Below are 25,125 nucleotides of genomic sequence, written 5' to 3' on the forward strand. Positions count from 1 at the left end.
CCTTACGGGAACCATGGGAACGGCAAGGAGGATGGCGATGAGTTCGACGGCGCCGATCGGCGTGTTCGATTCCGGATTGGGCGGCATCTCGGTGGTGCGCCAGCTCGTGCGCGACATGCCGCGCGAGCGGGTCCTCTACTTCGGCGACTCCGCGAACGCGCCGTACGGCGTGAAATCGCCGGAACAGGTGAAGGCGTTGAGCTTCGCGATCGTGGAACGCTTCGTGAAACAAGGCATCAAGGCGGTGGTGATCGCGTGCAACACGGCCACGTCCGCGGCGGTGAACGATCTGCGTGAGGCGTACGACATCCCGATCATCGGCATGGAGCCGGCGTTGAAGATCGCCTGCGACCGCGGCGACGTGCCCTCCGACCCGCATCACATCCCGCAGCGCGTGATCGTGGCGGCCACGCCGCTGACGCTGCGCGAGCGCAAGTTCGCGAAGCTGATGGAGCGTTTCGACTCGGACAACGAGATCTATAAGGAGCCGTGCCCCGATCTGGTGGAGATCGTCGAATCGGGGCGGCTCGGCGACCATGATCTGGTGATGCGCACGCTGCACGGCTACTTCGACCAGTACGACCTCGACCGCATCGACTCGGTGGTGCTCGGCTGCACGCATTTCGTGTTCTACCGCGACTACTTCCGCGAGCTTCTGCCCGAGCGTGCGGCCGTCATCGACGGCAACGAGGGCACGGTGCGGCACTTGGGCGTCGTGCTCGAATCGCTCGGCCATCTCGCGCCGGAATCGGCGGAGGGCGGCGTGGAGCTCGCGAACTCCGACCCGTCGGAGCGCATCGCCGCGCTGTCGCGCGAGCTGCTGCACGCGTGAATCGCGTGAATCACGTGAGACGGAGCGGAACCATCCCGCGTTGCGACGGTTCCGCTCCGCCTGTCCAATAACCACGGGGATGTCCCGGCTTGTGGCGTAGTGTCGGCCTGACGGATCACGGAACGCAAGGGGGAAATGACATGGCGAACAGGACGGCGATGATCGACGTGGGCGGCGGCTTCCGCGCGATCTTCGGATGCGGCGTGATGGACTACATGCTCGAGGAGGGCATCGACGTGGATATGTGCTACGGCGTCTCCGCGGGCGCTGCGAACATGACCTCGTTCATCGCGCGCCAGCACGGCCGCAACCACACGTTCTATACGAAGTTCGCGTTCCGCAAGGAGTATGCGAGCGCGGAGAGCTTCTTCAAGAACCATAATTTCGCGAACCTCGACTACATCTACGGCACGCTGAGCAACCACGACGGCGAGTATCCGGTGGACTTCGACGCGTTCGAGGCGAATCCGACCGGCTTCACCGTGGTCGCCTGCAACGCTCAGGACGGTTCGACCAAGTACTTCGACAAGTCGCGCATCCGCTTCGACGATTTCGACGCGGTGAAGGCATCGTCCGCGGTGCCGGTGGCGTGCGAGCCGTACGTGGTGGACGGCGTGCCGTACTACGACGGCGGCATCGCCGATCCGGTGCCGGTCCAGAAGGCGCTGGACGACGGCTACGACCGCGTGATCCTCATCCTGTCGCGTCTGCGCGACGAGGTGCGCCAGCAGCGCAAGGACCTCGCGCCGGCGCGTATCCTCGAGCGCACGTATCCGGAGGCGGCCGAGCGTCTGCGCATGCGCTACAAGACGTACAACGACGAGATCGAGCTGGCGAAGCGCTACGAGGCGGAGGGCCGCGTGCTCATCCTCGCGCCGGAGGACCTGTATGGCCTCAACACCCTGAGGAAGAGCTTCGAGGGCCTGGAGATGATGTACCGCAAGGGGTATGCGGCGGCGGAATCGTCGGTGAAGGCGTTCCTCGCGAGCTGAACGCGGTCGCGAGGAACGCCTTCACGCCTACCGCTCCTCCGTCGCCTACCGTCGCCTACCGCCGCACGTTGGCGAGCGGTTCGCCGGCCGCGTAGCGCCGCACGTTCTCCAACGCGATGGCGATGATGCGCCGCTCGGTGACCTCCAGATGGTTGCCGCCGGCCACGTGCGGGGTGATGAGGCAGTGCGGCTCGTCCCACAGCGGACTCGAGGCCGGCAGCGGTTCGGGCTCGGTCACGTCGAGTCCGGCGCCGTGCAACTGGTCCTCGGAGAGCGCGGCGGCGAGCGCGCGCGGGTCGACGGCGTTGCCGCGTCCCGCGTTGAGCAGCACGCATGTGGATTTGAGCAGGTGGAGCCGGCGTGCATCGATGAGATGGTCCGTGTCCGGCGAGGCGGGCACGGCGAGCGCGACCACGTCCGCGTCGGGCAGCAGCGCGTCGAGTTCGTCGAAGCCGTGCATCTCGTCGATGCCGTCCGCGGGTTTCGCGGGGTTGCGCCGGATGCCGACCGTGCGCGCGCCGACCGCCTTGGCGAGCCGCGCGAAATGCGAGCCGATGTCGCCGGTGCCGACGACGAGGACGGTCGCGCCGGCCGGGGTGAGCGCGCGGCCGAGGTCGTGCCAGCGACGCTCGTCCTGCTGGCGCGCGTAGGCGGGGATGTTGCGCATGAGCGCCCACATCATCGCGAACAGGTGTTCGCCGACGGTCTGCCCGTAGGCGCCGGTCGCGTTGGTGACGGTGACGCCGTCGGCGAGGACGCCGGGCGCGACGTATTTGTCGACGCCGGCGCTCCATGTCTGGAGCCATTCGAGCCGCGGATAGTCGCGGGCCTCGGCGGGCGGGATGTTGCCGATGACGGCGGTGGCGGCGTGGCGCAGTCCGGCGGGGACGCGCGCCTTCCACGTCATCGTGCCGCGTTCGATCGGATTGCCGACGAACTCCTGGCGCACGCCGGGCGCGGCGGATATGAAAGCCTGCCGTTCGGCGTCGCTGAGCGGCAGGCAGTTGATGATGGTCTTCGCGGATTCGGTGCTTTCGCTCATACCGTCATTGTAGGCATCGCAGGTCCGTCGGCTTTCCTACTTGCCTTGCGTCTCGGAGGCGGTGAGCATGGCCTTGGTGACCTGCTCGTAGAGGTCCTGGTAGCCGCCGGGCGTGGAGGCGGGCAGCACCACGGTCTTCGCGTTGCTGGATTCGGAGAGCGAGCGCATCACGTCGAGGTACTGGTTGAACAGAACCACGTTGTTCACGTCGTTGATGTTCATGCCCACGGCCTGCAGGCTCTTGATCTGGTCGACGATGCCGTTGGCGATCTCGCGGCGGTAGTTCGCCTGGCCTTCGCCCTGCAGGCGCGTCTTCTCGGCTTCGGCGGCGGCCTGCGTCTCGATCTGGATGCGCTGCGCCTCGGCGCGCTGGCGCGTCGCCTCCTTCTCGCGCTGGGCGGCGTTGATCGAATCCATCGCGTTCTTCACCTGCGGCGAGGGGTCGATGGCGGTGATGAGCGTCTTGACGACGGTGAAGCCGAAGCGGCTCATCTCGTTGCCGACGGTCTTCTGCACGTCGAACGCGACGTCGTCCTTGCGGGCGAACGCGTCGTCGAGGGTCAACGCGGGGATGGCGGAACGCAGCGCGTCCTCCATGTAGGAGCGCAGCTGGCCGGCCGGGTCGCGCAGCTCGTAGTAGGCGGTGGCCACGTTCTGCGCGTTGACGCGGAACTGCGTGGATGCGACGACGGTGACGAACACGTTGTCGAGCGTCTTGGTCTCCAGCTGCACGTTGAGCTGGTTGACGCGCATGTTCGTCTTCATCGCGATGCGGTCGACGAACGGGATGCGGATGTGGATGCCGGCGAACTGCACCGACTGGAATTTGCCGAACCGTTCGATGATGTACGCCTGCTGCTGCGGGACGATGAAGATGGACGAGAACACGAGGACGAGTACGACCACCACGATGGGGATGATCACGCCTCCCAATACCGCGCCTATCATTTTCTGTTTTCCCTTCCGTTGTGCCGTGACCTTCGTTAGTCACATGGCCCAGTACCGTCGATTCTACCAGCGCGGCGCGGGCACGTCGATGTGCGGGAGGCCTCCGGGCCCGGGTTACGATAGAACGTATGACTGGATACGTTGCGCCCACCGAACCACCGAAGCAGGGATGGGATCTTCACTGCCACACCGTGTTCTCCGACGGCACGCGCACGCCCGCCGAGATGCTCGCCGAGGCGGGGGAGCGGGGGCTTGTCGGCGTCGCCATCACCGATCACGACACGACGGCGGGCTGGGAGAGCGCCCAGAAGGCGGCGAAGGCGCAGGGGCTGCCGCTGCTGCGCGGCAGCGAGATCACCGCGTGCGACGAGGACGTGTCGGTGCACATGCTCGCCTACCAGTACGATCCGCGCAACCTGCACATCACGCGCCTGTTCGCGGCGACGCGCGAGGCCCGGCTCAAGCGCACCGAACGCATGGTCGCGCGTCTCGCCGAGGACTATCCGATCAGCTGGGAGTCGGTGATGGCGCAGGTCAAGGAGGGCGGCCGGACGACGGTGGGCCGCCCGCACATCGCCGACGCGCTGGTGGCGGCCGGCGTGTACGCGAACCGTTCGGAGGCGTTCGCCGACGCGGTGAGCGCCGATTCGAAGTACTACATCCCCACGCCTTCGCCGACCACGCACGAGGTGGTGCGTGCGGTGAACGAGGCGGGCGGCGTGGTCGTCATCGCGCATGCGGGCGATCTGAGCCGCAACCGTCGGCTGCTCTCCGACGAGCAGATCGAACGGCTCATCGGAGAGGGACTCGACGGGCTCGAGGTGTGGCATCGCGGCAACCCGCCCGAACAGCGCGCACGCCTGCTCGCCATCGCGAACGCGCACGGGCTGCTCGTCACGGGCGGTTCGGACTGGCATGGCGCCGGCAAACCGAACCTGCTGGGGGAGAACCTCACCGACGAGGCGACGGTGCGCCGCATCGTCGAACGCGGCGCGATCCCCCTGTGGCGGTAAGGACCGCGCCGCGTCCGGTCACACGGTCACAGCGCGCCGAAACCGACGGCGTGCTTGGTCTCCGAGCCGACGATCGCATAGCCGAGCGCGTCGGCCGGCACGATGATGCGGCGGCCCTTGTCGTCGGTGAGGACGACAGGCTGGTGCGCGTCCAGCGCCTTGGCGATGGTCTCGTTCACCTGGTCGGCGGAATCCTCGGTGCTGAAGGTGACGGTGCGCGCCACGTTGCGGATGCCCAGTTCGATGTCCATGTTGCTCCTTTGTGTGTGATTCGTGTGATTCGTGTGCGATTGTGGTCGTCGATGTTCCATTGTGCCCGTCCGCCGCGGCATGACGCGGCGGACGGGCGTGATTACGCCGTCGGCGTGGCGTCCCGCGCCTCGTCGGGCACGGTGACGGCCTCGCCGGTGTCGTCGTCGGGTTCGTCATCCGGTTCGCCGGCGGCCTCGGATGATTCGGCTTCGGACGTCTCGGCTTCATTCGTTTCGCCGTTGCCCGGTTCGGCTTCATCCGTTTCGCCCGTCGGCTCGGCGTCCCGCGCCTCGCCGGCGGCCACCATGCCGGTGGAGGCGACCATCGCGACCGACGGCGCAGCCACGACCATCGGCGTCACCGACGGCGTGTCGTCGATCGCCTCGTCGGCGTCCTCGCCGTCGCCGGTGCCGGAACCAAGGCCGGCGTCGTCCGTCTCCTCCGGCTCCGCCACGATCCGCGGCGTCCCGTCGGCCGCGGGCGGGACGTATTCGCCGTCCGCCTGCGGCGCGTCGTCGGAGGTCGCATCCTCGAGCTCGAGTCCCGCGCGAGCGTCGCGCAGCGCACGCTCCTCACGTTCGAGCAGCGGGATCACGACGGTCGCGGACGTGTCCGCCGGCGGCTCATACGCCCCGTCAGCGTGAGCCTCGTCGTGGGGCCCGTCCACGTGCACGGCGGCCGCCCCCGGCGTCGCCGTGCGGGAGAGCGGATTGATCGGCGCGATCGTGGGGGGCATCTGCATGCCGCCCACGGTGCGGCGTCCGTCGTTCGAGGTCTCGGTCGCCGTGGAGTCCGCATCCGTCACATTCGCGCTCGCGTCCGCGTTTCCGCTCACGGGACCCTGAGGCCCCTGCCGCAGCGCGATCGTGGCCGACGAGTCGGAGCCGTCCGCGCCGGCCGGCGCATACGCCCCCGCCGACCTGATCGGCGTGCGCGACGTGTCGTCCGCGTCCGCGCCGCCCGGCGCGTATTCGCCGGCGGCGACGATATCGGCCGAACCAGTGCTGTCCGTCTCGCCCGCCGTGGCGCGCGTCGCGGCCGCGGCCGTCTCGGCGGCGGCTCGGCGGCGCTCGCCGGCCTCGAGCAGCGTGCCCACGGTGATCGTCGACGGCGGCTTCTCCCGTCCCTCGTCCACCGCCGGCGCGCCGGCGCGGCGGGCGCCCGGACGGTACGACGCCGGCTTCGGCTCGGCGGCGCGCGCGGCGAGCGACAGCTGGTGCGCGAGACGGTCCACCTGCGCCTTGAACCGGATGATCTGCTGCGAGTCGGCGCGTTTGACCGCCTGGATGAAGTCGCCGACCTGCTCCATCTGCACCCACAGGTTCGCGCGCAGCATGATGAGCCCGTCGAGACGGTTGCCCATCATGCGGCCGTACGCGGTGAGCACCGCGTTGCGGTGGGCCTCGTCGAGCTTGGAGAAGATCCACGCCAGGTCGCGCGCCGGATCGTTCACCTGCATGTTCTGCCAGTTGTTGATCGCGGTGATCGTCGACCCGCTGAAGCGCACGTCGCCGTCCTCGAAGCCGCCGTGCACCATGCACGTGTTGAACGACCACAGGCCCTCGGTCTCCATGATCTTCGACCAGCTGGAGGTGATCTCCGGCGGCACATGGCCCGCGTTCTTCAGGCGTGCGATCCACGCGGTCAGCTGCGCGCGGATCTGCCCGGTGGCATACGCCGGGTACCCGGCGGGGCCGAGGAACGACGGGTTGAGCCGGTGGATCGCGCCGATCGCCGTGCCCATCGCGGCGCAGTCGTCCAAGGTGAGGAAGTTGAGGTCGCGTTCGACGCCGTCCTGATGCATCGCCACCATGACGGCCGTGTCGCCGGTGGCGCCCTGCGGGTCCGTGCCGGGCGCGAAGCCGAGCACGCGGTCGAGCGCGAAGCCCAGCCCGCCCGGATCGCGGGCCTCGGCCAGCGTCCTCGCCGCCTTGACCCTCGCCGCGAGCTTCCGCCGCCCCTCCTCGGTGTTGGAGGCGTAGACGTCGTACGTCTTGCCGGTCACGTCACGCACCTGCGCCTGGTCGACGCCGTCCGCATGCGTCATCCCCGGGAAGACGCCGGCCACGACGACGGACGGCAGGGCGGCGGAGGTGAGGGCCGCCAGCATCAGTTCATTACGTTCTGTCACACTCCCACATTAGTACACGCCGACCGCGTCGCGCCCGCCCGCCGCGCGGTGTGCCACAATGAGGGCATGGACAGGCTGCTCGACGGGTTGGATGAGGCGCAGACGGCGGCGGCGACCGCGCTGGACGGTCCGGTGCGGATCGTCGCGGGCGCCGGCGCGGGCAAGACGCGCACGGTGACGCGCCGCATCGCGCACGCGTGCGCGACCGGCGCGTGGGACCCGTCGCGCACGCTCGCCGTCACGTTCTCGGTCAAGGCGGCCGCCGAGATGCGCGTGCGTCTCGCGTCGCTCGGCGTGGGCGAGCAGGTCACGGCGTCCACGTTCCACGCGACGGCGCTGCGCCAGCTGCGCCGCGTGTGGACCGACGTGTGCGACGCGCCGTTCCCGCGGCTCGTCGAGGACGCCCGCGACATCACGGCGCGCGCCCTGCGCCGCGTCGACGCGGGCGTGGACGAGGACGACACGACGGTGCGCGCGGTGCGCGACGAGATCAACTGGGCGAAGATCTCGCTCGTCGCGCCGGACCAGGCGACGCGCGTCGCCGCCGTCACCGGCCGCTGCCGCCCCGCCGGCCTCGAACCGGACCGGTTCGCCGACGTGTACGACGCGTATGAGCGGGAGAAGACGTCGCGCGGCGAGATGGATTTCGACGACATCCTGCTGATGGCGTGCCACGTGATCGAGGATTTCGACGAGGCGGCCGCCGCGATTCGACGCTCGGTCGGATGGCTCACCGTCGACGAGTACCAGGACGTCTCGCCGCTGCAGCACCGTCTGATGCGATTGTGGCTGGGCGACAACCGCAACGTGTGCGTGGTGGGCGATCCGGCGCAGACGATCTACTCGTTCGCCGGCGCGTCCAGCTACGACCTGCTCGCCTTCGCCGACGAGTTCAAACCGCTTTCGGCCGACATCTCCCTCAACACGGACTACCGTTCCACGCCGCAGATCGTCTCCTACGCGAACCGGGTGCTCGCTGCCTCGCCGGTGAGGCACGAGTATCTGAAATTGATCTCGGCGCGCGAGGGCGGCCGGCGCATCGAACGCACCGTGTACGAGACGGACGATGAGGAGGCGCGCGGCGTGGTCATGCGCATCCGCCGGCTCATCGACCAGGGGGAGGACCCGGCCGACTGCGCGATCCTCACGCGCATCAACGCGCAGCAGGCCGTATGCTGCGCGGCGCTGCGGCATGCGGGGATCGGCTACCGGGTGAAGCGCGACAACGGCTGGGCGTCCGCCTCGCCGGTGGCGGACATGGACATGGCCGCGCGGCTCGCGATGGCGGAGACGCTGCGCGAGCACGACGAGGCCCAGGACGCCCGCCGGCTCGCGGCGAAGCTGGGGCGCGTGACCGTGTCCACCGTGCACGCCTCGAAGGGCCTCGAGTTCAAACACGTGTTCGTGATCGGCTGTTCGGAGGGCCTCATGCCCTACGGCTCGCCCCAGCCGGGGGATGAACTGGAGGAGGAGCGCCGCCTCATGTACGTGGCGATCACGCGCGCCGAGGACACGCTCCACGTCTCCTACGCCCGGTCCAAGGACGGCATGGGCTCCCAGTACCGTCGCTTGAGCCGTTTCCTCAGCTGATCATTCGGCCGAGGAAACGTCCGAGGGGCCGTCGCCTTCCTCGCCGAGCAGCTTCGAGAGCTCCGCATCCCAGTCGGTGCCGGTGGAGCCGGATTCGCCCTTGCCGTCGGGACCACCCTTGCCGTCGCCGTCCTTGCCGGAATCCGCGTCGCCCGTGGTCCCCGTGGCCCCCGGTTGCGCGGCCGTGCCGTGGTCGCCGGCGAGCACGGGCAGCAGATCCGGGTGCGACCATTTCGCGTCACGCGCCTCGACGCCCTCCGCGGAGGTGATCATCTCCCACATGCCGGCCGCCTCGCGCATGCGCTTCGGGCGCAGCTCCAGGCCCAGCAGGCTTTCGAACGTACGCTCGGCCGGGCCACCGGTCGCGCGTTCGCGGCGCATCATCTCGCGCAGCTGCTCGATATGCGGGATGTGCGCCATGCCGGCGCGCCACACCACGCAGTCCACCCAGCCCTCGACCATCGCGAGCAGGGATTCGAGCGCGGCCAGCGCCTCCCGCTGCTCCGGCGTGTCCGGGATGCCGACCTTGGTGAGGTTCACCGCGCCGGAGATCGAATCCGGGTCGAGCGCGCCCGCGTCGCGCAGCTGCTCCTCCATCGCGTCCAGGTCGATGGAGATGCCGCGCGCGTACTTGCCGATCAGCGCCTCGAAGCGTGGCATCAGCCACGGCACCGCCGAATAGAGGCGCGCATGCGCCACCTCGCGCAGGGCGAGGAACGCCATGACCTCCTCGGCGGGAATCGGGTCGGGGCGCACGATGTCGTCGAACAGGGCCTCGGTCTCGGGGTCGGAGGCCGGATGGTCGGCGGGCTTCGCCGACGTGAAGCCGATCGGGTTGGACGCGGCTCCCGCGCCGGTGCTGTTGCCGTCCGCGGTTCCGGCATCGGCGGCGCCGGAACCGCCGTTGAGCTGCTTCGTGTACTCCTCGACGTTCTGCGCGACCAGCGCGCCCGCCGGGTTCGACAGCAGCGCGATGCCCTGGTCGAAGCCGCCGTGCACCTCGCGGCTCAGCGAGCCGGCCGCATGCCCCAGCTGCATCGCGAACGACGTGTTGCCGAGCAGCTTGACCAGCTGCTTCGGGTCCTTCATGCCGTCTGGAATCGGAATCGGCACCGGGCCGGCGAACATGCCGGCGATCTCGCCGTCGAACGCGCCGCCGAGACGTTCGGAGATCACCGAGGCGAGCGCCTCGCCCATCGAGGAGGCGACCGGCGCGGCGAACTTCGCCCACGCGTCGAGCGTGTCCTCCACCCAGCCGGCGCGGGTGAGCGCCTGCGGCTCGCCGGGTGCCGGATCGAACTCGCACGCCGTGTCCAGCCACAGGTTCGCCTCGCTCATCGCACGGCGCACCGCCGCGCCCTCGGCGGCGGTGACGCTCGTGCGCGAGCCGTCCGCGTTCGCCTGCTGGAGGGCGAGCGATCGGGCGAGCTTCACGTTGATCGGCCCCTCCTCGACCACCTGGTTCATGTCGCCCATCGTGTTGAGGCCGCCCGCGGTGAACGCGGCCATCATCTGCTGCACCTCCGCCGGGTTCGGCAGGGTGCTCGGATCCTGGCTCATCAGCTGTTCGCGGATCGAATCGGGCAGCTGGGAGATCTGCTGCCACGCCATCTCGCCCTGCACCGGGCCGAAGCATTTGATCAGCCACTCGTGGATTGCGTTCTCGTCCATATCGGATCCTCTTGTCTGTCGCCGTCGGGTTGCGTTTCCTGCCGTCCATATTAGGGTGTCCCGGGCATGTTTCGCGCAAAGCGTGCGCTGGTATGATGCGCGGTATGCCCATGCCTTTCCCCGATTCCCCGAACGCCGGTTCCCCGCGTGCCGGCTCCCTGCGCGCCGCGCCCGCGCGCCTCGTCCGCTACGTCCGCTCCCGCTCGCCCCGGTGGTTCGCCGGCGCGGCGGCCGTCATCCTGTGCGCGGTGACGCTGTGCCTGCCGAGCGCGTATGCGACCGAATGGCCCGGACCCACCCGCGACGTGCTCGGCGCCGTCCCGTCCGGGAAGGGCGACGCCTCCCAGGTGATCGGCGTGACCGGCATCGCCACGCACAAGGATTCCGGCCGCCTCCTGCTCGTCACGATCTCCGCGAACGGCGTGCCCGGCTATCCGCTGACCAACGCCGAAGTGATCTGGTCGTGGCTCGACCCGCAGCGCGTCGTCACGCCGCGCGAGGCGGTCGTGCCGGCCGGCCAGACCACCGACGAGTACCGCAAGGAGACGAGCAAGGAGATGACCTCCTCGCAGGATGACGCCGTGAAGGCGGCGAAGCGCTTCCTGAAGAAGAAGGGCGTCGACGTGTCCGGCATGAAGGTCGCGATGCACGTCGACGACATCGGCGGCCCGTCCGCCGGCATGATGTACACGCTCGGCCTCATCGACAAGGTCACCCCGGAAAACGAGACCGGCGGCAGGACGATCGCCGGCACCGGCACCATCGACGCGAAGGGGAAGGTCGGGCGCATCGGCGGCATCCGGCTCAAGATGATCGGCGCGAAACGCGACGGCGCCACCTGGTTCCTCGCGCCGAAGTCCAACTGCAACGAGGTCGTCGGCCACGTGCCGGACGGGCTGCGCGACGTGAGCGTGTCCACGCTCGACGAGGCGTACGCGGCGCTTGTCGCCATCGGCGAGGGCAAGGGGGAGTCCCTGCCGCACTGCGTGGCGAAGTGAGGCGGCGGGGCGGGCGCGCGCGGCGTCGCGCCGACCGCCGCCATGCGCGTCTCGCCGCGCGTCCGTCTCATTTTTCCCCGTTTGTTAACGCTCCTGTTCGCCGTGTGTTGGTATTGTGGTCTGCGTGAATCAAACCGCATCACAGAACGCTGAGGAATTTGGGTTTAAACCCGGCGACATCGTGCAGGAATGGCTGTGGGATGACGACGTGGACGATACGATCCGTGAGAAGATCGAGAATCTGACCGGGCAGGATCTCGTCGACGAGGACTACGACTCCGCCGTGGACGGCGTGATTCTGTGGTGGCGGGACGGCGACGACGAGGACGAGCTGTCCGACACGATCGTCGACGCGTACGCCGTGCTCGGCGACGACGGTCCGCTGTGGGTGCTCACCCCGAAGCCCGGACGCGACGGCGCCGCGAGCTCCAGCACCGTGCAGTCCGCCGCGAAGACCGCGGGCATGAACGCGGCCACGCCGATCACCGTGAGCCCCGACTGGAACGGCATCCATCTGCGCGCCTACGGCAAGGGCCGCTGACGGCCTGATACGACGAAGAGGCTTGGAATCCGCATGATTCCAAGCCTCTTCGGTCGATTGTGGGCGATGAGGGGCTCGAACCCCCGACATCCACCGTGTAAAGGTGGCGCTCTAGCCGACTGAGCTAATCGCCCGCACCGCAACACCATAGCGTAACCCCCGGCGAAACACGCGAAGACGGCCGCACGCGGGGGTCCGGGCGCCCGGCCGCGTCCCAACAATCACGTAAGGTGACTGACAGTACCGTTCGTTCCTCTAGGAGGTTGATAGCCCATGGCGCAGCAATCCGAAGCCGGAATCCCCAGGGCAGGCAAGCGCAAGTGGGGCTACGACCCCGCCCAGGTGGACGCGTTTCTGGAGCGGGCGCACGCGTTGTACGACAGCGACGGCGCCCAGCTGACGCAGCGGGACATCCAGAACGTGTCCTTCGATCTGACCCGCGGCGGCTATGAGGTCGCCCAGGTGGACGCGGCGCTCGCCCGCCTCGAACGCGCCGTGGTCGACAAGCAGACCACGTGGGAGATCTCCCAGCACGGGCGCATCGCGTGGAAGGCGAAGACGGAGGAGCTGTACCGCGAGATCGTCAAGCATCTCGACCGCGCCGAAGGCGAACGCTTCGGCTCCGGCAAGCCGCGCACCCCCTCCTACGACCGCAAGCAGGTCGACAGGCTCTCCGACCAGATCGCCGACAAGGCGGCCTCCGAGCTCGGGCTCGACGGCGTATCCAAGAAGGACGTGGGCGACCTCGACAAGATCACCGCGGACTTCGTCTCCAACTCCGTGTTCACGCAGCGCAAGGGCAAGAAGGGCTACGACGAGCGCCAGGTCGACTACTTCCTCAACACGTGCGCGCAGCTGCTGAGCCGTCTCGAATCCTTCGCCCGCATCGCCGACTACATCACCACCGGCGACGATGACGCCTCCGCTTCCGTGTCCGCGCCGGTCGACGGCGTCGCCCCGCTGTTCTCCCCGGACGCCCAGTACCAGCGTCCGGCCGCGCCGCAGGCCGACGTCTCCGATGCGCCGCAGAGCTACGCGCCGCCGGCCGTCGCGCCCGCCCCGCCCGTCGCCGCGGCCCCGGCACAGGCCGCGTCCGCGCCCGTCGTGCCGGCTCGAGACGCCGCGGCCCGCGCCGAGAGCTTCGACGCGTTGAGCCAGGCCGAGCAGAGCCTGTTCACCCCGTCGCCCGAGCCGCCGGTCGCCTCGCCGTCCGTCGTGCTCGCCGGCAACGCCGCCGCGGCGTCCGTCGCGTCCACGCCGGTCGCCCCGGCCGCGTCTACGCCGGCGGTCGCCCCCGCGGTCACGCCGGTCGTGACGCCTGCTCCGGCCACGGCTCCCGTACAGACGGTTCCGGTGCAGCCGGTGGCCGCCGCGCAGGCCACGGTCCCGGTCCAGACGGTTCCCGTACAGACGATGCCGGTGCAGACGGCTCCGGTCGAGCCGGCGGCCCCCGTCGCCCAGCCTGTCTCCTTCACGCCGTCCGTGCAGTCGGTGCATGCGGCGCAACCGGTGACTCCGGCTCCGGTCGTGACGCCCGCTCCGGTGCAGACTGTTCCGGTGCAGGCCGCACCGTCCTTCGCGCCCGCCCAGACCGCCGCGGCTCCCGCAGCCGCGCCCATCGAGGTCTCCGCGCAGCCGGTGCAGCCGGCGCCGTCGACGTACCCGACCCAGCCGATCAGCGTCGCGGCTACCGCGCAGCCGGTCGCGCAGCCCGCTCCCGTGGCCGCGGCTCCCGCGACCCACGAGACGACCGTCCCTGCCCCCGCCGCGGCCTCCGAACCTGAGCCCACCACCGGCTCTTTGGCCGCCCTGGCCCATATGGCCGCGGTCTCGCAGGAGTTCCCGGCCATCGACGCGCCGTCGTTCACGCCGCAGATGCCGCGCCTCGACATCCCGTCCGTGACGTCCTCGCAGGCTCCGGTCGCGGCCCCCGCGCCGGCGCCCACCCGCGCGTCGCACGCGGCGCATGCGGCCCACGCCGCGCCGGTCCAGGCCAATCCGGCCCCGGCCCCCGCGGTCCAGGCCAATCCGTTCTCGTTGCTGTCCACCGATGACGGCAACCTCGAAATCCCCAACCTGTCGTTCCCGGGTCTCGGCAACGACGAAAAGAAGCAGCAGTGATCCACAGCAACACCGTCGTCATCCTGGGCTCCACCGGCTCCATCGGCACCCAGGGACTGGACGTCATCTCCCGCCACCCCGAACGTTTCACCGTCGTCGGCCTCGCCGCCGGCGGCGCGCACATCGACCTGCTCGCGCGGCAGGCCGCCGAGTTCCACGTGCCGCAGGTCGCCGTCTTCGACGAGACGAAGGCGGCCGCGCTGCGCGAGGCACTCGAGCAGGCCGGCGCGAAGCACACGCAGGTGCAGGCCGGACCGGACGCGGTCATCGCGATGGCCGGCTCCGGCGCGAACGTCGTGCTCAACGGCATCACCGGCTCGATCGGCCTCGAACCGTCGATCGCCGCGCTGAGGGCCGGCTCGCAGCTCGCCCTCGCCAACAAGGAGTCCGTCGTCGCCGGCGGCCACCTGTTGTTCGGCGCGCAGACGCGCGAGGACCAGATCAACCCGGTCGATTCCGAACATTCCGCGATCTGGCAGTCGCTGCGCTCCGGCACGCACGCCGAAGTGGCGCGCCTCGTCGTCACCGCCTCCGGCGGCCCGTTCCGCGGCATGAAACGCGACCAGATGACCGATATCACGCCCGAGCAGGCGCTCAACCACCCGACGTGGAACATGGGCCCGGTCGTCACCATCAACTCGTCCACGCTGATGAACAAGGGCCTCGAGGTCATCGAGGCGTCCCGACTGTTCGACATCCCGCCCGAACGCGTCGCCGTGACCGTGCACCCGCAGTCCATCGTCCATTCGATGGTCGAATTCGTCGACGGCGCGACCATCTGCCAGGCCTCCCCGCCGGACATGCGCCTGCCGATCGCGCTCGGCCTGTCCGCGCCGGCGCGCATGCCGAACGTGGCCGCCGCGTGCGACTGGACGAAGGCCGCCTCGTGGACGTTCGAGCCGCTCGACGACGAGGCGTTCCCCGCCGTCTCCCTCGCGCGCCACTGCCTCAACGCCTCCGAGAAGCACACGGCGGTCCTCAACGCCGCCAACGAGCAGGCCGTGCACGCGTTCCTCGAGCATCGCCTGCCCTACCTCGGCATCGTCGACACGGTCAGGGCCGTGCTCGACCTGATGGACGCCGAGCTGCGCGGCGACCCGCTGTTCCGTGACGTGGAGGAAATGGAACAGCTCGAACGCGAGGCCCGCGCCAAGGCCGACGAGCTGATAGACAAGCAGTGATGAATACGTTGAATACCGTGAACCCCGTCAACAAACCGTTCCGCAAGACCGGCGACCCGGTCGAGCTGACCAGCGAGTCGCCGCTCCACCCGCGCCGCAAATCCCGCCGCATCATGGTCGGCCCGGTGCCGGTCGGTGGCGGCGCACCCATCTCCGTGCAGTCGATGACCAACACGCTCACCGCGGACGTGCCCGCCACACTCCAGCAGATCGCCGAGCTCACGGCCGCCGGCTGCGACATCGTGCGCGTCGCCGTCCCGAGCCAGGACGACGCTGACGCGTTGCCCGAGATCTGCCGCAAGTCGCCGATCCCGGTCATCGCCGACATCCACTTCCAATCGAAGTACGTGTTCCAGGCGATCGACGCCGGCTGTGCGGCCGTGCGTGTCAACCCGGGCAACATCCGCAAGTTCGACCAGGTCGGCCCTGACATCTGCAAGGCCGCGACCGACGCGGGCATCAGCCTGCGCATCGGCGTGAACGCCGGCTCGCTCGACAAGGAGCTGTACGCCAAGTACGGCGGGCCGACCCCCGAAGCGCTCGTCGCCTCCGCGTTGAAGGAGGCCCACATGTTCGAGGACGTCGGCTTCCACGACTTCAAGATCTCCGTCAAGCACCACGACGTGATCACGATGGTCCAGACCTACCGCCTGCTCGCCTCCAAGGGCGACTGGCCGCTGCACCTCGGAGTCACCGAGGCCGGTCCGCAGTGGCAGGGCACCATCAAGTCGTGCCTCGCGTTCGGCGCCCTGCTCGCCGAAGGCATCGGCGACACGATCCGCGTCTCCCTCTCCGCCCCGCCCGTCGAAGAGGTGAAGGTCGGCTGCAAGCTGCTCGAATACATGGGCCTGCGCCCGCGCAAGTTCGACATCATCTCCTGCCCGAGCTGCGGCCGCGCCCAAGTGGACGTCATCCAGCTCGCCTCCGCCGTGACCGACGGCCTCAAGAACGTTACCGCGCCGATTCGCGTGGCCGTCATGGGCTGCATCGTCAACGGCCCGGGCGAGGCGCGCGAGGCCGACCTCGGCGTCGCCTCCGGCAACGGCAAGGGCCAGATCTTCATCAAGGGCAAGGTCATCAAGACCGTGCCCGAGGACCAGATCGTCGAGACGCTGCTCGAGATCGCCAACGACATGGCCGCGAAGATGGAGGCCGCGGGCCAGGTGCCCGACGGCTCCACCGGCCCGGTCGTCGTGCCGATCCAGCATCCCGGCCACTGAGCCGGACGCGGGGGAGCGGTGTGACGCGCGACGAGCATGCATCGGACAGCACTGACGCGACACGGGAGATGCCGTGGTCGCGATGGCGCAGGCTGTCCGTCAGCCTGCCGATCTTCATCATCCTGATCGGCCTGCTCGTCTCCGTGTCGAACCTCACCACCGTGCCGTGGGACAACGAACCGACCGGACGCACCGTCGCGACGCTCACCGACGACACGTCCGTCACGTTCGACGGCGCGTCGGGCGGCACCGCGACGGCCGCCGGCGAAGGCGCGTACGACGTGAAGGAATCCGCGGTCTCCATCACCGTGCGCCGCGACGGCACGCAGGTCGGCGGCGCACGCCGGGTGAAGGTCGACGCCGCCGCGGACTCGACGTGGCGCGTGCACGGCGACGGCGACAGCGAGACGCAGGACGTGACCGTGCTCATCCGCCGACCGGCCGGCGCGGCCGGCAAACGCCCCGGCATCGTGTTCATGCACGGCGCCGGCTTCGGCACCGCCTACAACTCGTTCGGCGACATGGCCACGGCGCTCGCCTCGGCCGGTTTCGTCACCGCCGTCATCGACAAGCCCGTCTGGTCCACCACGGACATCACGCGCGACTATCCGGCCTCCGCGCGCGTCTACGACGCCGCGATCGGCCTGCTGCGCGCGCGGAGCGACGTGGACGCGGCCAAGGTCGGCATCTACGCGACCAGCGAATCGACGTGGATTTCGCAATACCTGCTCGCCGACGATCCGGACGTCGCGTTCCAGATTCTCCTGTCGCCGATGGTGTTCACGCCGCGCCGCTCGCTCGGCTTCTTCGTCTCCCAGGACTTCGCGCTCGTCGGCGCGAACGACGGCTACCAGTCGATCGTGCGCCGCGTGTTCAACGCGGACACGGCGCTGTTCGGCCTGCACAACTTCGACCTCGACCTGCCCGAGACGTCCGCCTATGCGATACCCACGCTCATCGCCTACGGGTCGAAGGACGTGATGACCGCGCAGGTCGACGGCGTCACGCATATGCTCGCCCTCGCCCACGCGGCCGGCAACAAGGACGTGACCGTACGCAGCTACCCGGTCGCCAACCACGTGCTGCGGCTCGGCGACGAGGCGGAGACCGGCACCAAATTCGCCGATGCTTACGTGGACGACGTGATCGCCTGGGCGTCCGGCACCGCCGCGGGACTTCGCCAGACATCGGAGCGCGTCGCCGGCGACACGATCTACCAGTCGATCGCCGTGCCCGACGACCTCACGCCGCGACGCTCGCTCACCATCTACGGCACGGTGCTGCACGCGGGCATGCTCGTGCTGCTGCTGGCGACGCTCGTCGCCTGGCTTATCGCGCTGGGCCGGCGCATCGCGTTTCGGCTGCGGCGGCGCAATCGGGGCGTGCGTTACCCGGGGCTCGGATTCCGGCACGGATTCGGCAACGCGCTCGTCACGCTCACCGTCACCACGATGGCGACGCTCCTCCTGTTCGCCGCCGGCCTCGGCCAGGTGGTCATGGCCGTGGTCAGACTCGCCTGGGGTGCCGCGCCCGACGAGGAGCCGGGCATGATCTGGTGGAGCTGGCCGGTCATCGAGATCGTGTGCACGCTCGTCGTCTGGGCGTGGTCGCGCGTGTTCGCCCGGCTCATCGAAGTCGCCTCCCGGCGCGGCGTGCTGCGCTGGCCGCCCCGGCGCGACGCCATCCACGGCATCGTGACCGGACGCGAACCGGTGCTCGCCGACACGCGCTTCGGACGCGTCCTGTTCTGGCTCACCGCCGCTGCCATGCTCCACGTCCTCTTCTTCTTCGCCTTCTGGGGCCTCTTCGTCTACTGATTCGTTGTTCTCCGGCGCCCCCTTGAGGGGGAGCTGTCGGTGAAGCCGACTGAGGGGGTGTCCCGGGACCGGCCGCACGTCGCCGGTCACACGTCGCACCATAATGGGGAACCATGCCGCTGTATCGAGACGAAGGGGTGGTGCTGCGCACCGCGAAACTCGGCGAGGCCGACCGGATCATCACCCTGCTCACCCGCAACCACGGGAAGATCCGCGCCGTCGCCAAAGGCGTGCGCCGCGTCAAATCACGCTTCGGCGCACGCCTCGAACCGTTCATGCGCGCCGACCTGCTCATCGCGCAGGGACGTTCGCTCGACGTCGTCTCCCAGGCCGAATCCGTCGCCGCCTACGCCGAACCGATCTGCGCCGACTACGACGCGTACACGGCCGCCAACGTGATCGTCGAGACCGCCGACAAGATCGTCGGCGCGGAGGAGGAGCGCGTGGCCGGCCAATACCGGCTGCTCATCGGCGCGCTGAACGCGCTCGCCAAGCACGCGCACGCCTCCGACCAGATCTCCGCCTCCTACGTGATGCGCGCGCTCGCGCTCGCCGGCTGGTCGCCGCGCCTGCACGCGTGCGTCGTCTGCGGGCAACGGCGTTTCACGGATGGTTTCACAGGCGGTTCCACGGAAGGCGGCACGGCGGAAACCCAGCAGCCGCAACGTTTCACGGACGGTTTCACGGGCGGCCTTTCCGCCGGCGTGTACCTGTCCATCCCCGCCGGCGGCCTCATGTGCGCGAAGGACCACACGCCCGAGGCGAAGTGCATCACGCCGCTCGCGCTCGCCCAGCTCGAGGCGCTGACCGACGGCGACTGGACGGAGCTCGACGGCCGCGGGCTCCTGCCCGAGACCGCGCGTCTCGTGGAGGATTGGGCCGAGTACTATCTCGAGCGCCCGCTACGTTCCATGCGACTGCTAGATTGACAGACATGGCTTTCGAAAACGTGGACTACACGTCGCTGAACATCCCGGCGGCCCCCTTCTCCGACCCCTCCCGCATCCCCGACTTTCCCAAGGGCAAGGTGCCCCGCCACGTGGGCGTCATCATGGACGGCAACGGGCGTTGGGCCAAGGAGCGCGGCATGATCCGCACCAACGGCCACCAGGCCGCCGAACCGGTCGTGTTCGACACGATCGCCGGCGCGATCGAGGCGGGCGTGCGCTACCTGTCGCTGTACACGTTCTCCACCGAGAACTGGAAGCGCAGCCCGCAGGAGGTGCGCTTCCTCATGGGCTTCTCGCGTGAGATCATCCACCGCCGCGTCGCGCAGATGGACGAGTGGGGCGTGCGTGTGCGCTGGTCCGGCCGCCGTCCGAAGCTGTGGAAGTCCGTCATCGACGAGCTCGAGGTCGCGCAGGAGCGCACGAAGCACAACAAGGTCATCGACGTGGTGTTCTGCATCAACTACGGCGGCCGCGCCGAGATCGCCGACGCCTGCGCCGCCATCGCGAAGGACGTGCGCGACGGGAAGATCAGCGGCGACCGCGTCACCGAGAAGATGATCGCCGACCACCTCTACCTGCCCGACGTGCCCGACTGCGATCTGGTGATCCGCACCTCCGGCGAGCAGCGCACCTCGAACTTCCTGCCCTGGCAGGCCGCCTACGCCGAGCTCGACTTCGTGCCCGAGCTGTTCCCCGACTGTGGCCGCGAGGTCCTGTGGCGCTCCATCGACCACTACATCCACCGCGACCGCAGGTTCGGTGGCGTGAAGAAGTGAACTAGGGGCGTCAGAGGTACCTCAGCAACGGCCGGGCGTCGCACATCATGGCGAGACGGTCGGTGAACTCGCCGACGAAACGATCCGCGTCCACGCCGAGGGCGACGTGGACGCGCGGCACGTCCGGCGTGACGAGCCCCACGGGGTCGCCGGTGGTGCGTCCGCGCACGCCGGTGAAGTCGCCGGTCGCCGTCTCGGCGCGCAGGGCGACGTCGAACGTGGAGACCAACGTCGGGTCGAGGGCGACCGCCGCGGCCAGCGGGTCGTGCAACGGCATGCCGGCCGCGAAGAGCTTCGGATCGGCGTTGCGGTTCGCGGCGATGGAGAATCCGGCGATCCGCGCGAGGAACCGGCCGCGGTCGGTTCCGGCGTCGAGCCATCGGGCGACCGCGCGCCGCGGCAGCAGGCACTGGTGCGTCACGTCGAGGCCGACCATCGTCACGTCCGCGCCGGAATGGAACACGCGGTCCGCGGCCTCCGGATCCTGGATGATGTTCGTTTCGGCCACCGCGTCCCAGCAGTTGCCCGGCTGGGTGAGCGTGCCGCCCATCATCACGAGCCTGAGCCTCGGGGCGATGTCCGGCGCGCGTCGGATCGCCGCGTCCACGTCGGTGAGCGGCCCGGTGGAGAGCACCGTCACGCGGCGGCCGAACATGCGCACCGCGTCGATGAGGAAGTCGATGCCGTCCCCGTCCGCGTCCAGGCCGGCGTAGGCCGTGGACGTGGGCCGGTGGGGGCGGCCGTACGATAATCTGGCGACGGGACGGGAGGCTGCCGGCGAGGCCGGAGCCGCCGGATTCGCATGCGGGTCGTCCGTCCGGTAGCCGCCCACGGACACGATCGCGCCTTTCGGTACCGACGGTTCGGACGGGTCGGCCGCCGCCGCGCCGACGGTCCCGCCCAGCCCATCGGCCCCATGGAACTGCGCGCATCCCGCGTCGGGGATGAACGCGTCCGCCCATGAGGGATGCGTCGAGGAACGGAACACGGGGACGTCGTGCCCGCCGAACAGGTCGAGCACGATCCGCGTGTTCCGTTCGGCCGTGGCCGCGTCCACGTTCCCGTAGCCGGCGAGCACGCCGAGCAGTTCGCATTCGCCCGCCGAGGCGAGCAGGTACGCGAGCGCCATCGCGTCGTCGACGCCCGTATCCACGCACGCGACGACGCGGGTCCTGCAGGCCGTATGGTCGATGTCCATATGATCGTCCCCTCCCATGATGGCTATGCCGACCAGTCTACCGAACGACAAAGCCCCCTCGTCAGAGGGGGCTTTGTCGTTCGGTAGACTGGGGGAGAGCACGCCGTCGTATATCCGCGGTCGACTACCCCTCAGTCCCGCTTCGCGGGCCAGCTCCCCTGACAAGGGGAGCCGTTTCAAGTCGGCGTTACTTGCCGAGGAACTCGTTGGTGGCGAAGTCCTTCGTGTTCGGGGCCTTGTGGATCACCTTGTCGTGGGAATCCGTGTAGGCGTCCTCCTGGGCGAGGAAGTCGAAGTACTTCTGCGGCTCGACGAAGTCGTTGGTGCCGAGCACGAAGGAGCCGTCCTTGATCTTGGCCGGATCGCCCCAGTACTGGCCGTCGACGACGGTCTGCATGCTCTTGCGCACGAACTTCTTCTCGAGGTTCGCGTCCGGCGCCTCCTTGACGAGGATGTCCGCCGCGTCGTCCGGGTGGGAGTACGCGTACTCGTAGCCCTTCTGGGTGGCCTGCGTGAACTTCCTCACGAGGTCCGGGTTCTCCTTGATGGTCTTGTCGCTGGTGATCACGCCGATCGCGTCCGCGTTGCCGGGCACGCCGTAGTCGGGCTCGGTGAAGCAGTTGAGCTTCGGGCCGTACATGTCGGCCTGCACGCCCTCCCAGGTGGCGTAGAAGCCGCCGAAGTCGGCCTTGCCGGATTCGAGCGTCTTGAACGTGGAGGTGCCGACGGTCACCTTGTCGAACTCGCCCTTGCCGCCGTCGGTCTGGATCATGCGGCGCACCACCGCGTCGGACTCGTTGGAGCCGAACGTGGCGAACGTCTTGCCGTCCAGGTCCTTCGGGGACTTGATGGCGGTGTTCGAGGCGAGCGCGCACCAGATGGCGCTCGGCTTCTGCTGGACCTGCAGCACCTGCTTCAGGTGCGCGCCCTTGAGGTTGTACATGCCCACGTTGGTGAGGTTGGACAGCGCGAAGTCGGCGTTGCCGTTGTTCACGGCCTGCTCGGCGCCGGCCTGCGCGACGGCCACGATGTCCACGTCGAGGCCCTGGTCCTTGAACCAACCCTTGTTCTTGGCCACGTAGACGCCGATGTGGTTCGTGTCCGGCGCCCAGGACAGCATGAACGTGACCTTCTTGAGGCCGTCGGTGGAGGAGGAGTCGTTGCTCTGGCCGCACGCGGCGACGCCGATCGTCATGGCGATCGCGCCCACGAGGGCGATGGCCTTGGTCACAAGGCTGTGCTTCATGATGAATCCCTAGTTCGTTGTCTCTCAACCGTTCTCTGGGTGTCGCTCCGGACGGACGATCGGCAGAGAACGGCATGGAGGGCCTGACAGTCCGCCCGACCGGCGCCCCGGCCGCCCTCCCATGCGAAGCGAAAAAAGGGGAGAGGGGGCCGTTTGCCACACGCCGGACAAGCGCTTGCCATTATAGAGGGGAGGGTAGAGGAGGCTTATCTCATTTCTCTTTTTTTCGTATCCATCGATATCTACAATCGACTCTGTGGGTGGAAGGCTGAATCGTTTACGCTCGATGAATCGAAAGGGTCGCGGTAATGGTAGCTATGAACTTCTCATAGGTCAACGTCGGACTGGGCTCCGTAACCATTCCTGTGTCTGGATCGGCATATACCAGCCATACTGCCTGATACAGGTTTGATGCTCTCAGTCTTTCGCACAAAATTCGGAATCTGTCCAAGTACGAGGCATTCTCGAATACGGAATCCGTGTCGAAAAGCGTTTGCTGTGTGGTTCGCCCGGCATCTCGGCTTTGTTTACAATTCTTGACAATCATGACATAGCCGAGCGCCGGAGGCATGGCGTCGGCGCCATAAAGGTGTTCGGAGAACGCTGCGTGAGCGTCGGCTGCACTTCCCAGGGCCTCCTCGGCTCTGTTGTTCGCGTTGTTCCCGAACGAACTGGTGATGGATTTCAGTTCAATCGCCGCCACCAAATCGTCATCGCCGTTAAGAGCGACTATGTCCCAGTTCTTCGAGCGCCGATACCAGCCGGGAAGACGGAGTTGATACGCCGTGCCGTCAAAAATGTCGTCGGGGGAGAATCCTCCGGCAATGAGGTCCTCGCGAATCAAATCGGCGAGTGGGTCGAGATGCCGTCCTGACGTGGCTTCGGCTCTGCGTCCACGATCGATGTCGCCGGCGGTACGTTGCCGTTGGGCGGCTTCCTCAAGCATGCGGTACATTTGCAGAATCGCCGCTTTGACGTCGTTTCTCATGACAAGGCCTCCTTATACGCCTGTCGTGTCGAAATGGTGGCTAGTTCCCTGTCTCCGTTGTGAAACGCCTGAGCCAGAGCCTCGCGCGTCGGGCGAGCGATATCACTGTATTGGGGAACGTGGAGTAGCCGCAGATACTGGGCTTGAAAACGGAGTGTCCTCCCGCGCATTTTCACTCCGAGACAATCGATGAACGTCTTGGTCTGATCGCTCATCAGCAATCCGCCGAGTACTGGTAGATCCCACACATCGCTGGCAATCCAGTAGCAATTGTGGTGCGGGTATTTTCCTCGACTGAGAATGGGGTCCGGTGTCGCGGCCATATCGGGCATAAGCAACAGGTCGCGGTGCATGAGGGATGGGTTGAGTTTGTCGATTGTTCGGTACCACGCCGAAGTGTGTTTCTTGGCTACATGTCGCTTGACGAGTTTGGTGCGATTGTCGTTGAAATAGGCCTCCATAATCGGATAATCATTGAGATTCACCAAAGAACCATCCGGATTCCATGGATTGACCAGCCAGCGTTGCTTGTTGATATGACGTCGATGATCGCGCATATAGAACAATGGCAGCATCCGATCCTTTTCTACGAGATCGGGATTATCCGTCACGAAGACCGCATCACAGCCCGTAGCTACTCCGATACCAAGGTTCACGCCCGTTGACTCCAATTTGGGTAGCCGCTCCTGAGCCCGCAGCACGAATCGCATATCATCGGGGGTTCCCAGCGGAAACATATCTGATGGGCATTGCGGTTTTCGGGCGATTGCTGCGGAAAATCGCAATCCGGATACCTCGGATGGGGTGCTTATCCATGCGAGCACCGAGGATGCGTCCGAATCGGTAAAATTCGACGCGCAGTCTATGTATTTCAATGATTCAGATGGACGGGATTTTGTAATGAGGGTGATTGCCGGATAAGCATCTACCTCTTCTGCAAACGCATCTACGCCGTGCATGCGGACCAATGTGTCGAGATTCGCCTCGGTAGCGATCTTTTCGCGTAGGCGAGTGCCGTATTGATTCTGCAGCCATCGATCGGAGCAGATGAAGCAAAGTTTGCCGCCTGGCTTAAGCGAGTCGATGCCGTGGTCAAAGAATCCGACGTAAATGTCGGTTCCTGCTGTCATCGAATTGCTGACCGCCATGTACCGTTCGCGTGTGACGGTATCCATATCTGTGGCACGGATGTAGGGAGGATTGCCGATGACCCAATCTGCTTCGGGAATTCCGGATAGGAGGAAATCGTCTTTGGTGATCCATCGGACGGTCAAAGCCTTCGCGATGCTTTCGGGGCAACCATATTGATGCAGAATCCCCGCGGCGGATTCCCGGCAACGATTCACCGCCTGCTCATCGATATCGTACGCGCGTACTGCATCACCCAGCTGTTTCCATTCTTCATCGGAGGTGGGGGTGGAATCGGCAAGGAGCCGATGTACGATTTCTCCGAGAAAAGCGCCGTCGCCGCAACTGGGTTCGACCACGAGACGCTCCGATAGTGCCTTTCCGCGATTTGCGACGTATCCAGCCATGTCGAGCATGAGCTGCACCACCCAAGGTTTGGTATATACGACTCCCGCTGTTTCCTGATTCATCCTCCCCAGTGTATTACCTT

General features: G+C 67.7%; 20 protein-coding genes, 1 tRNA gene and 2 pseudogenes. 12 read left to right on the forward strand and 11 right to left on the reverse strand.

What is annotated here, in order from left to right:
- The first annotated feature begins 37 nt into the window (after window positions 1-37).
- A complete protein-coding gene (murI, locus tag AC1AYP_RS00280) occupies window positions 38-832 on the forward strand; it encodes a glutamate racemase (RefSeq protein WP_476502585.1) in 795 nt (264 codons plus the stop codon).
- A gap of 140 nt (window positions 833-972) precedes the next feature.
- Complete coding sequence (locus AC1AYP_RS00285; protein ID WP_476502586.1) at window positions 973-1,824, forward strand: patatin-like phospholipase family protein; 852 nt, start codon at window positions 973-975, stop codon at window positions 1,822-1,824.
- Between the two features lie 55 nt (window positions 1,825-1,879).
- On the opposite strand, the gene AC1AYP_RS00290 is transcribed toward AC1AYP_RS00285, so the two are convergent.
- The gene (locus AC1AYP_RS00290; protein WP_476502587.1) at window positions 1,880-2,866 is read right to left on the reverse strand and encodes a D-2-hydroxyacid dehydrogenase; all 987 of its coding nucleotides are present in this window, start codon (window positions 2,864-2,866) and stop codon (window positions 1,880-1,882) included.
- A gap of 36 nt (window positions 2,867-2,902) precedes the next feature.
- Window positions 2,903-3,814, reverse strand: a complete 912-nt coding sequence (locus AC1AYP_RS00295; protein ID WP_476502588.1) for an SPFH domain-containing protein — start codon at window positions 3,812-3,814, stop codon at window positions 2,903-2,905.
- A 128-nt stretch (window positions 3,815-3,942) separates the two neighbouring features.
- On the opposite strand from AC1AYP_RS00295, the gene AC1AYP_RS00300 reads away from it, so the two are divergent.
- Window positions 3,943-4,827: a PHP domain-containing protein gene (locus AC1AYP_RS00300; protein ID WP_476502589.1), complete on the forward strand. Its 885-nt coding sequence runs from the start codon at window positions 3,943-3,945 to the stop codon at window positions 4,825-4,827.
- Window positions 4,828-4,853: 26 nt separating this feature from the next.
- Here AC1AYP_RS00300 and AC1AYP_RS00305 read toward each other — a convergent pair whose 3' ends face one another.
- Window positions 4,854-5,078: a DUF3107 domain-containing protein gene (locus AC1AYP_RS00305; RefSeq protein WP_034530082.1), complete on the reverse strand. Its 225-nt coding sequence runs from the start codon at window positions 5,076-5,078 to the stop codon at window positions 4,854-4,856.
- Window positions 5,079-5,179: 101 nt separating this feature from the next.
- Window positions 5,180-7,189 (reverse strand): phosphotransferase, encoded by a 2,010-nt coding sequence (locus tag AC1AYP_RS00310; protein WP_476502626.1) that lies wholly within the window; start codon window positions 7,187-7,189, stop codon window positions 5,180-5,182.
- Between the two features lie 87 nt (window positions 7,190-7,276).
- On the opposite strand from AC1AYP_RS00310, the gene AC1AYP_RS00315 reads away from it, so the two are divergent.
- Entirely contained in the window at window positions 7,277-8,800 is a 1,524-nt protein-coding gene (locus AC1AYP_RS00315) for an ATP-dependent helicase (RefSeq protein ID WP_476502590.1), read from the forward strand.
- Here AC1AYP_RS00315 and AC1AYP_RS00320 read toward each other — a convergent pair.
- Both AC1AYP_RS00320 and AC1AYP_RS00325 read right to left on the reverse strand, forming a co-directional pair.
- Window positions 8,801-9,541, reverse strand: a pseudogene (locus tag AC1AYP_RS00320) (zinc-dependent metalloprotease); the annotation flags it as partial.
- Window positions 9,542-9,585: 44 nt separating this feature from the next.
- Window positions 9,586-10,471 (reverse strand): annotated as a pseudogene (locus AC1AYP_RS00325) (zinc-dependent metalloprotease); the annotation flags it as partial.
- Between the two features lie 110 nt (window positions 10,472-10,581).
- Between AC1AYP_RS00325 and AC1AYP_RS00330 the strand changes: the two are divergent.
- Together AC1AYP_RS00330 and AC1AYP_RS00335 are read left to right on the forward strand one after the other, a co-directional pair.
- Window positions 10,582-11,469, forward strand: coding sequence for a YlbL family protein (locus tag AC1AYP_RS00330; RefSeq protein WP_476502627.1), 888 nt, complete (start codon window positions 10,582-10,584; stop codon window positions 11,467-11,469).
- 124 nt (window positions 11,470-11,593) lie between these two features.
- Window positions 11,594-12,010 carry a DUF3052 domain-containing protein gene (locus AC1AYP_RS00335; RefSeq protein WP_476502592.1) on the forward strand — a complete coding sequence of 139 codons (417 nt, stop codon included), beginning with the start codon at window positions 11,594-11,596 and terminating at the stop codon, window positions 12,008-12,010.
- 60 nt (window positions 12,011-12,070) lie between these two features.
- On the opposite strand, the gene AC1AYP_RS00340 is transcribed toward AC1AYP_RS00335, so the two are convergent.
- A tRNA-Val gene (locus AC1AYP_RS00340) sits at window positions 12,071-12,144 on the reverse strand.
- Between the two features lie 139 nt (window positions 12,145-12,283).
- Here AC1AYP_RS00340 and AC1AYP_RS00345 point away from each other — a divergent pair.
- From AC1AYP_RS00345 to AC1AYP_RS00370, 6 genes are all read left to right on the forward strand, one after another.
- The gene (locus tag AC1AYP_RS00345; RefSeq protein ID WP_476502593.1) at window positions 12,284-14,131 is read left to right on the forward strand and encodes a DivIVA domain-containing protein; all 1,848 of its coding nucleotides are present in this window, start codon (window positions 12,284-12,286) and stop codon (window positions 14,129-14,131) included.
- Complete coding sequence (gene dxr / locus AC1AYP_RS00350) at window positions 14,131-15,312, forward strand: 1-deoxy-D-xylulose-5-phosphate reductoisomerase (RefSeq protein ID WP_476502628.1); 1,182 nt, start codon at window positions 14,131-14,133, stop codon at window positions 15,310-15,312. The genes AC1AYP_RS00345 and dxr overlap by 1 nt, the downstream gene beginning before the upstream one ends.
- Entirely contained in the window at window positions 15,312-16,532 is a 1,221-nt protein-coding gene (gene ispG / locus AC1AYP_RS00355; protein WP_476502594.1) for a flavodoxin-dependent (E)-4-hydroxy-3-methylbut-2-enyl-diphosphate synthase, read from the forward strand. Before dxr ends, ispG begins: the two co-directional genes overlap by 1 nt.
- 68 nt (window positions 16,533-16,600) lie before the next feature.
- Window positions 16,601-18,349: an alpha/beta hydrolase family protein gene (locus tag AC1AYP_RS00360; RefSeq protein WP_476502629.1), complete on the forward strand. Its 1,749-nt coding sequence runs from the start codon at window positions 16,601-16,603 to the stop codon at window positions 18,347-18,349.
- Window positions 18,350-18,462: 113 nt separating this feature from the next.
- Window positions 18,463-19,278, forward strand: a complete 816-nt coding sequence (gene recO, locus AC1AYP_RS00365) for a DNA repair protein RecO (protein ID WP_476502595.1) — start codon at window positions 18,463-18,465, stop codon at window positions 19,276-19,278.
- Between the two features lie 5 nt (window positions 19,279-19,283).
- Window positions 19,284-20,075 carry an isoprenyl transferase gene (locus AC1AYP_RS00370; protein WP_476502596.1) on the forward strand — a complete coding sequence of 264 codons (792 nt, stop codon included), beginning with the start codon at window positions 19,284-19,286 and terminating at the stop codon, window positions 20,073-20,075.
- A gap of 10 nt (window positions 20,076-20,085) precedes the next feature.
- Here the strand turns inward: AC1AYP_RS00370 and AC1AYP_RS00375 are convergent, their stop codons facing one another.
- The 4 genes from AC1AYP_RS00375 to AC1AYP_RS00390 form a co-directional block, all read right to left on the reverse strand.
- Window positions 20,086-21,273: a nucleoside hydrolase gene (locus tag AC1AYP_RS00375; RefSeq protein ID WP_476502597.1), complete on the reverse strand. Its 1,188-nt coding sequence runs from the start codon at window positions 21,271-21,273 to the stop codon at window positions 20,086-20,088.
- Between the two features lie 187 nt (window positions 21,274-21,460).
- The gene (locus tag AC1AYP_RS00380; protein WP_476502598.1) at window positions 21,461-22,519 is read right to left on the reverse strand and encodes an ABC transporter substrate-binding protein; all 1,059 of its coding nucleotides are present in this window, start codon (window positions 22,517-22,519) and stop codon (window positions 21,461-21,463) included.
- Window positions 22,520-22,796: 277 nt separating this feature from the next.
- Entirely contained in the window at window positions 22,797-23,507 is a 711-nt protein-coding gene (locus AC1AYP_RS00385) for a PaeR7I family type II restriction endonuclease (protein WP_476502599.1), read from the reverse strand.
- Window positions 23,504-25,105 carry an Eco57I restriction-modification methylase domain-containing protein gene (locus tag AC1AYP_RS00390; protein ID WP_476502600.1) on the reverse strand — a complete coding sequence of 534 codons (1,602 nt, stop codon included), beginning with the start codon at window positions 25,103-25,105 and terminating at the stop codon, window positions 23,504-23,506. Before AC1AYP_RS00390 ends, AC1AYP_RS00385 begins: the two co-directional genes overlap by 4 nt.
- Window positions 25,106-25,125 lie beyond the last annotated feature (20 nt).

This window comes from Bifidobacterium sp. LH_424, from assembly GCF_056356895.1.

Coding starts and splice junctions, on each gene's coding strand:
- murI (WP_476502585.1), top strand. CDS start 38: ATGAGTTCGACGGCGCCGATCGGCGTGTTCGATTCCGGATTGGGCGGC.
- AC1AYP_RS00345 (WP_476502593.1), top strand. CDS start 12,284: ATGGCGCAGCAATCCGAAGCCGGAATCCCCAGGGCAGGCAAGCGCAAG.
- AC1AYP_RS00390 (WP_476502600.1), bottom strand. CDS start 25,105: ATGAATCAGGAAACAGCGGGAGTCGTATATACCAAACCTTGGGTGGTG.
- AC1AYP_RS00290 (WP_476502587.1), bottom strand. CDS start 2,866: ATGAGCGAAAGCACCGAATCCGCGAAGACCATCATCAACTGCCTGCCG.
- AC1AYP_RS00360 (WP_476502629.1), top strand. CDS start 16,601: ATGCCGTGGTCGCGATGGCGCAGGCTGTCCGTCAGCCTGCCGATCTTC.
- AC1AYP_RS00305 (WP_034530082.1), bottom strand. CDS start 5,078: ATGGACATCGAACTGGGCATCCGCAACGTGGCGCGCACCGTCACCTTC.
- AC1AYP_RS00385 (WP_476502599.1), bottom strand. CDS start 23,507: ATGAGAAACGACGTCAAAGCGGCGATTCTGCAAATGTACCGCATGCTT.
- AC1AYP_RS00370 (WP_476502596.1), top strand. CDS start 19,284: ATGGCTTTCGAAAACGTGGACTACACGTCGCTGAACATCCCGGCGGCC.
- recO (WP_476502595.1), top strand. CDS start 18,463: ATGCCGCTGTATCGAGACGAAGGGGTGGTGCTGCGCACCGCGAAACTC.
- AC1AYP_RS00315 (WP_476502590.1), top strand. CDS start 7,277: ATGGACAGGCTGCTCGACGGGTTGGATGAGGCGCAGACGGCGGCGGCG.
- AC1AYP_RS00300 (WP_476502589.1), top strand. CDS start 3,943: ATGACTGGATACGTTGCGCCCACCGAACCACCGAAGCAGGGATGGGAT.
- AC1AYP_RS00295 (WP_476502588.1), bottom strand. CDS start 3,814: ATGATAGGCGCGGTATTGGGAGGCGTGATCATCCCCATCGTGGTGGTC.
- AC1AYP_RS00285 (WP_476502586.1), top strand. CDS start 973: ATGGCGAACAGGACGGCGATGATCGACGTGGGCGGCGGCTTCCGCGCG.
- AC1AYP_RS00330 (WP_476502627.1), top strand. CDS start 10,582: ATGCCTTTCCCCGATTCCCCGAACGCCGGTTCCCCGCGTGCCGGCTCC.
- AC1AYP_RS00375 (WP_476502597.1), bottom strand. CDS start 21,273: ATGGACATCGACCATACGGCCTGCAGGACCCGCGTCGTCGCGTGCGTG.
- AC1AYP_RS00310 (WP_476502626.1), bottom strand. CDS start 7,189: ATGCTGGCGGCCCTCACCTCCGCCGCCCTGCCGTCCGTCGTCGTGGCC.
- AC1AYP_RS00380 (WP_476502598.1), bottom strand. CDS start 22,519: ATGAAGCACAGCCTTGTGACCAAGGCCATCGCCCTCGTGGGCGCGATC.
- ispG (WP_476502594.1), top strand. CDS start 15,312: ATGAATACGTTGAATACCGTGAACCCCGTCAACAAACCGTTCCGCAAG.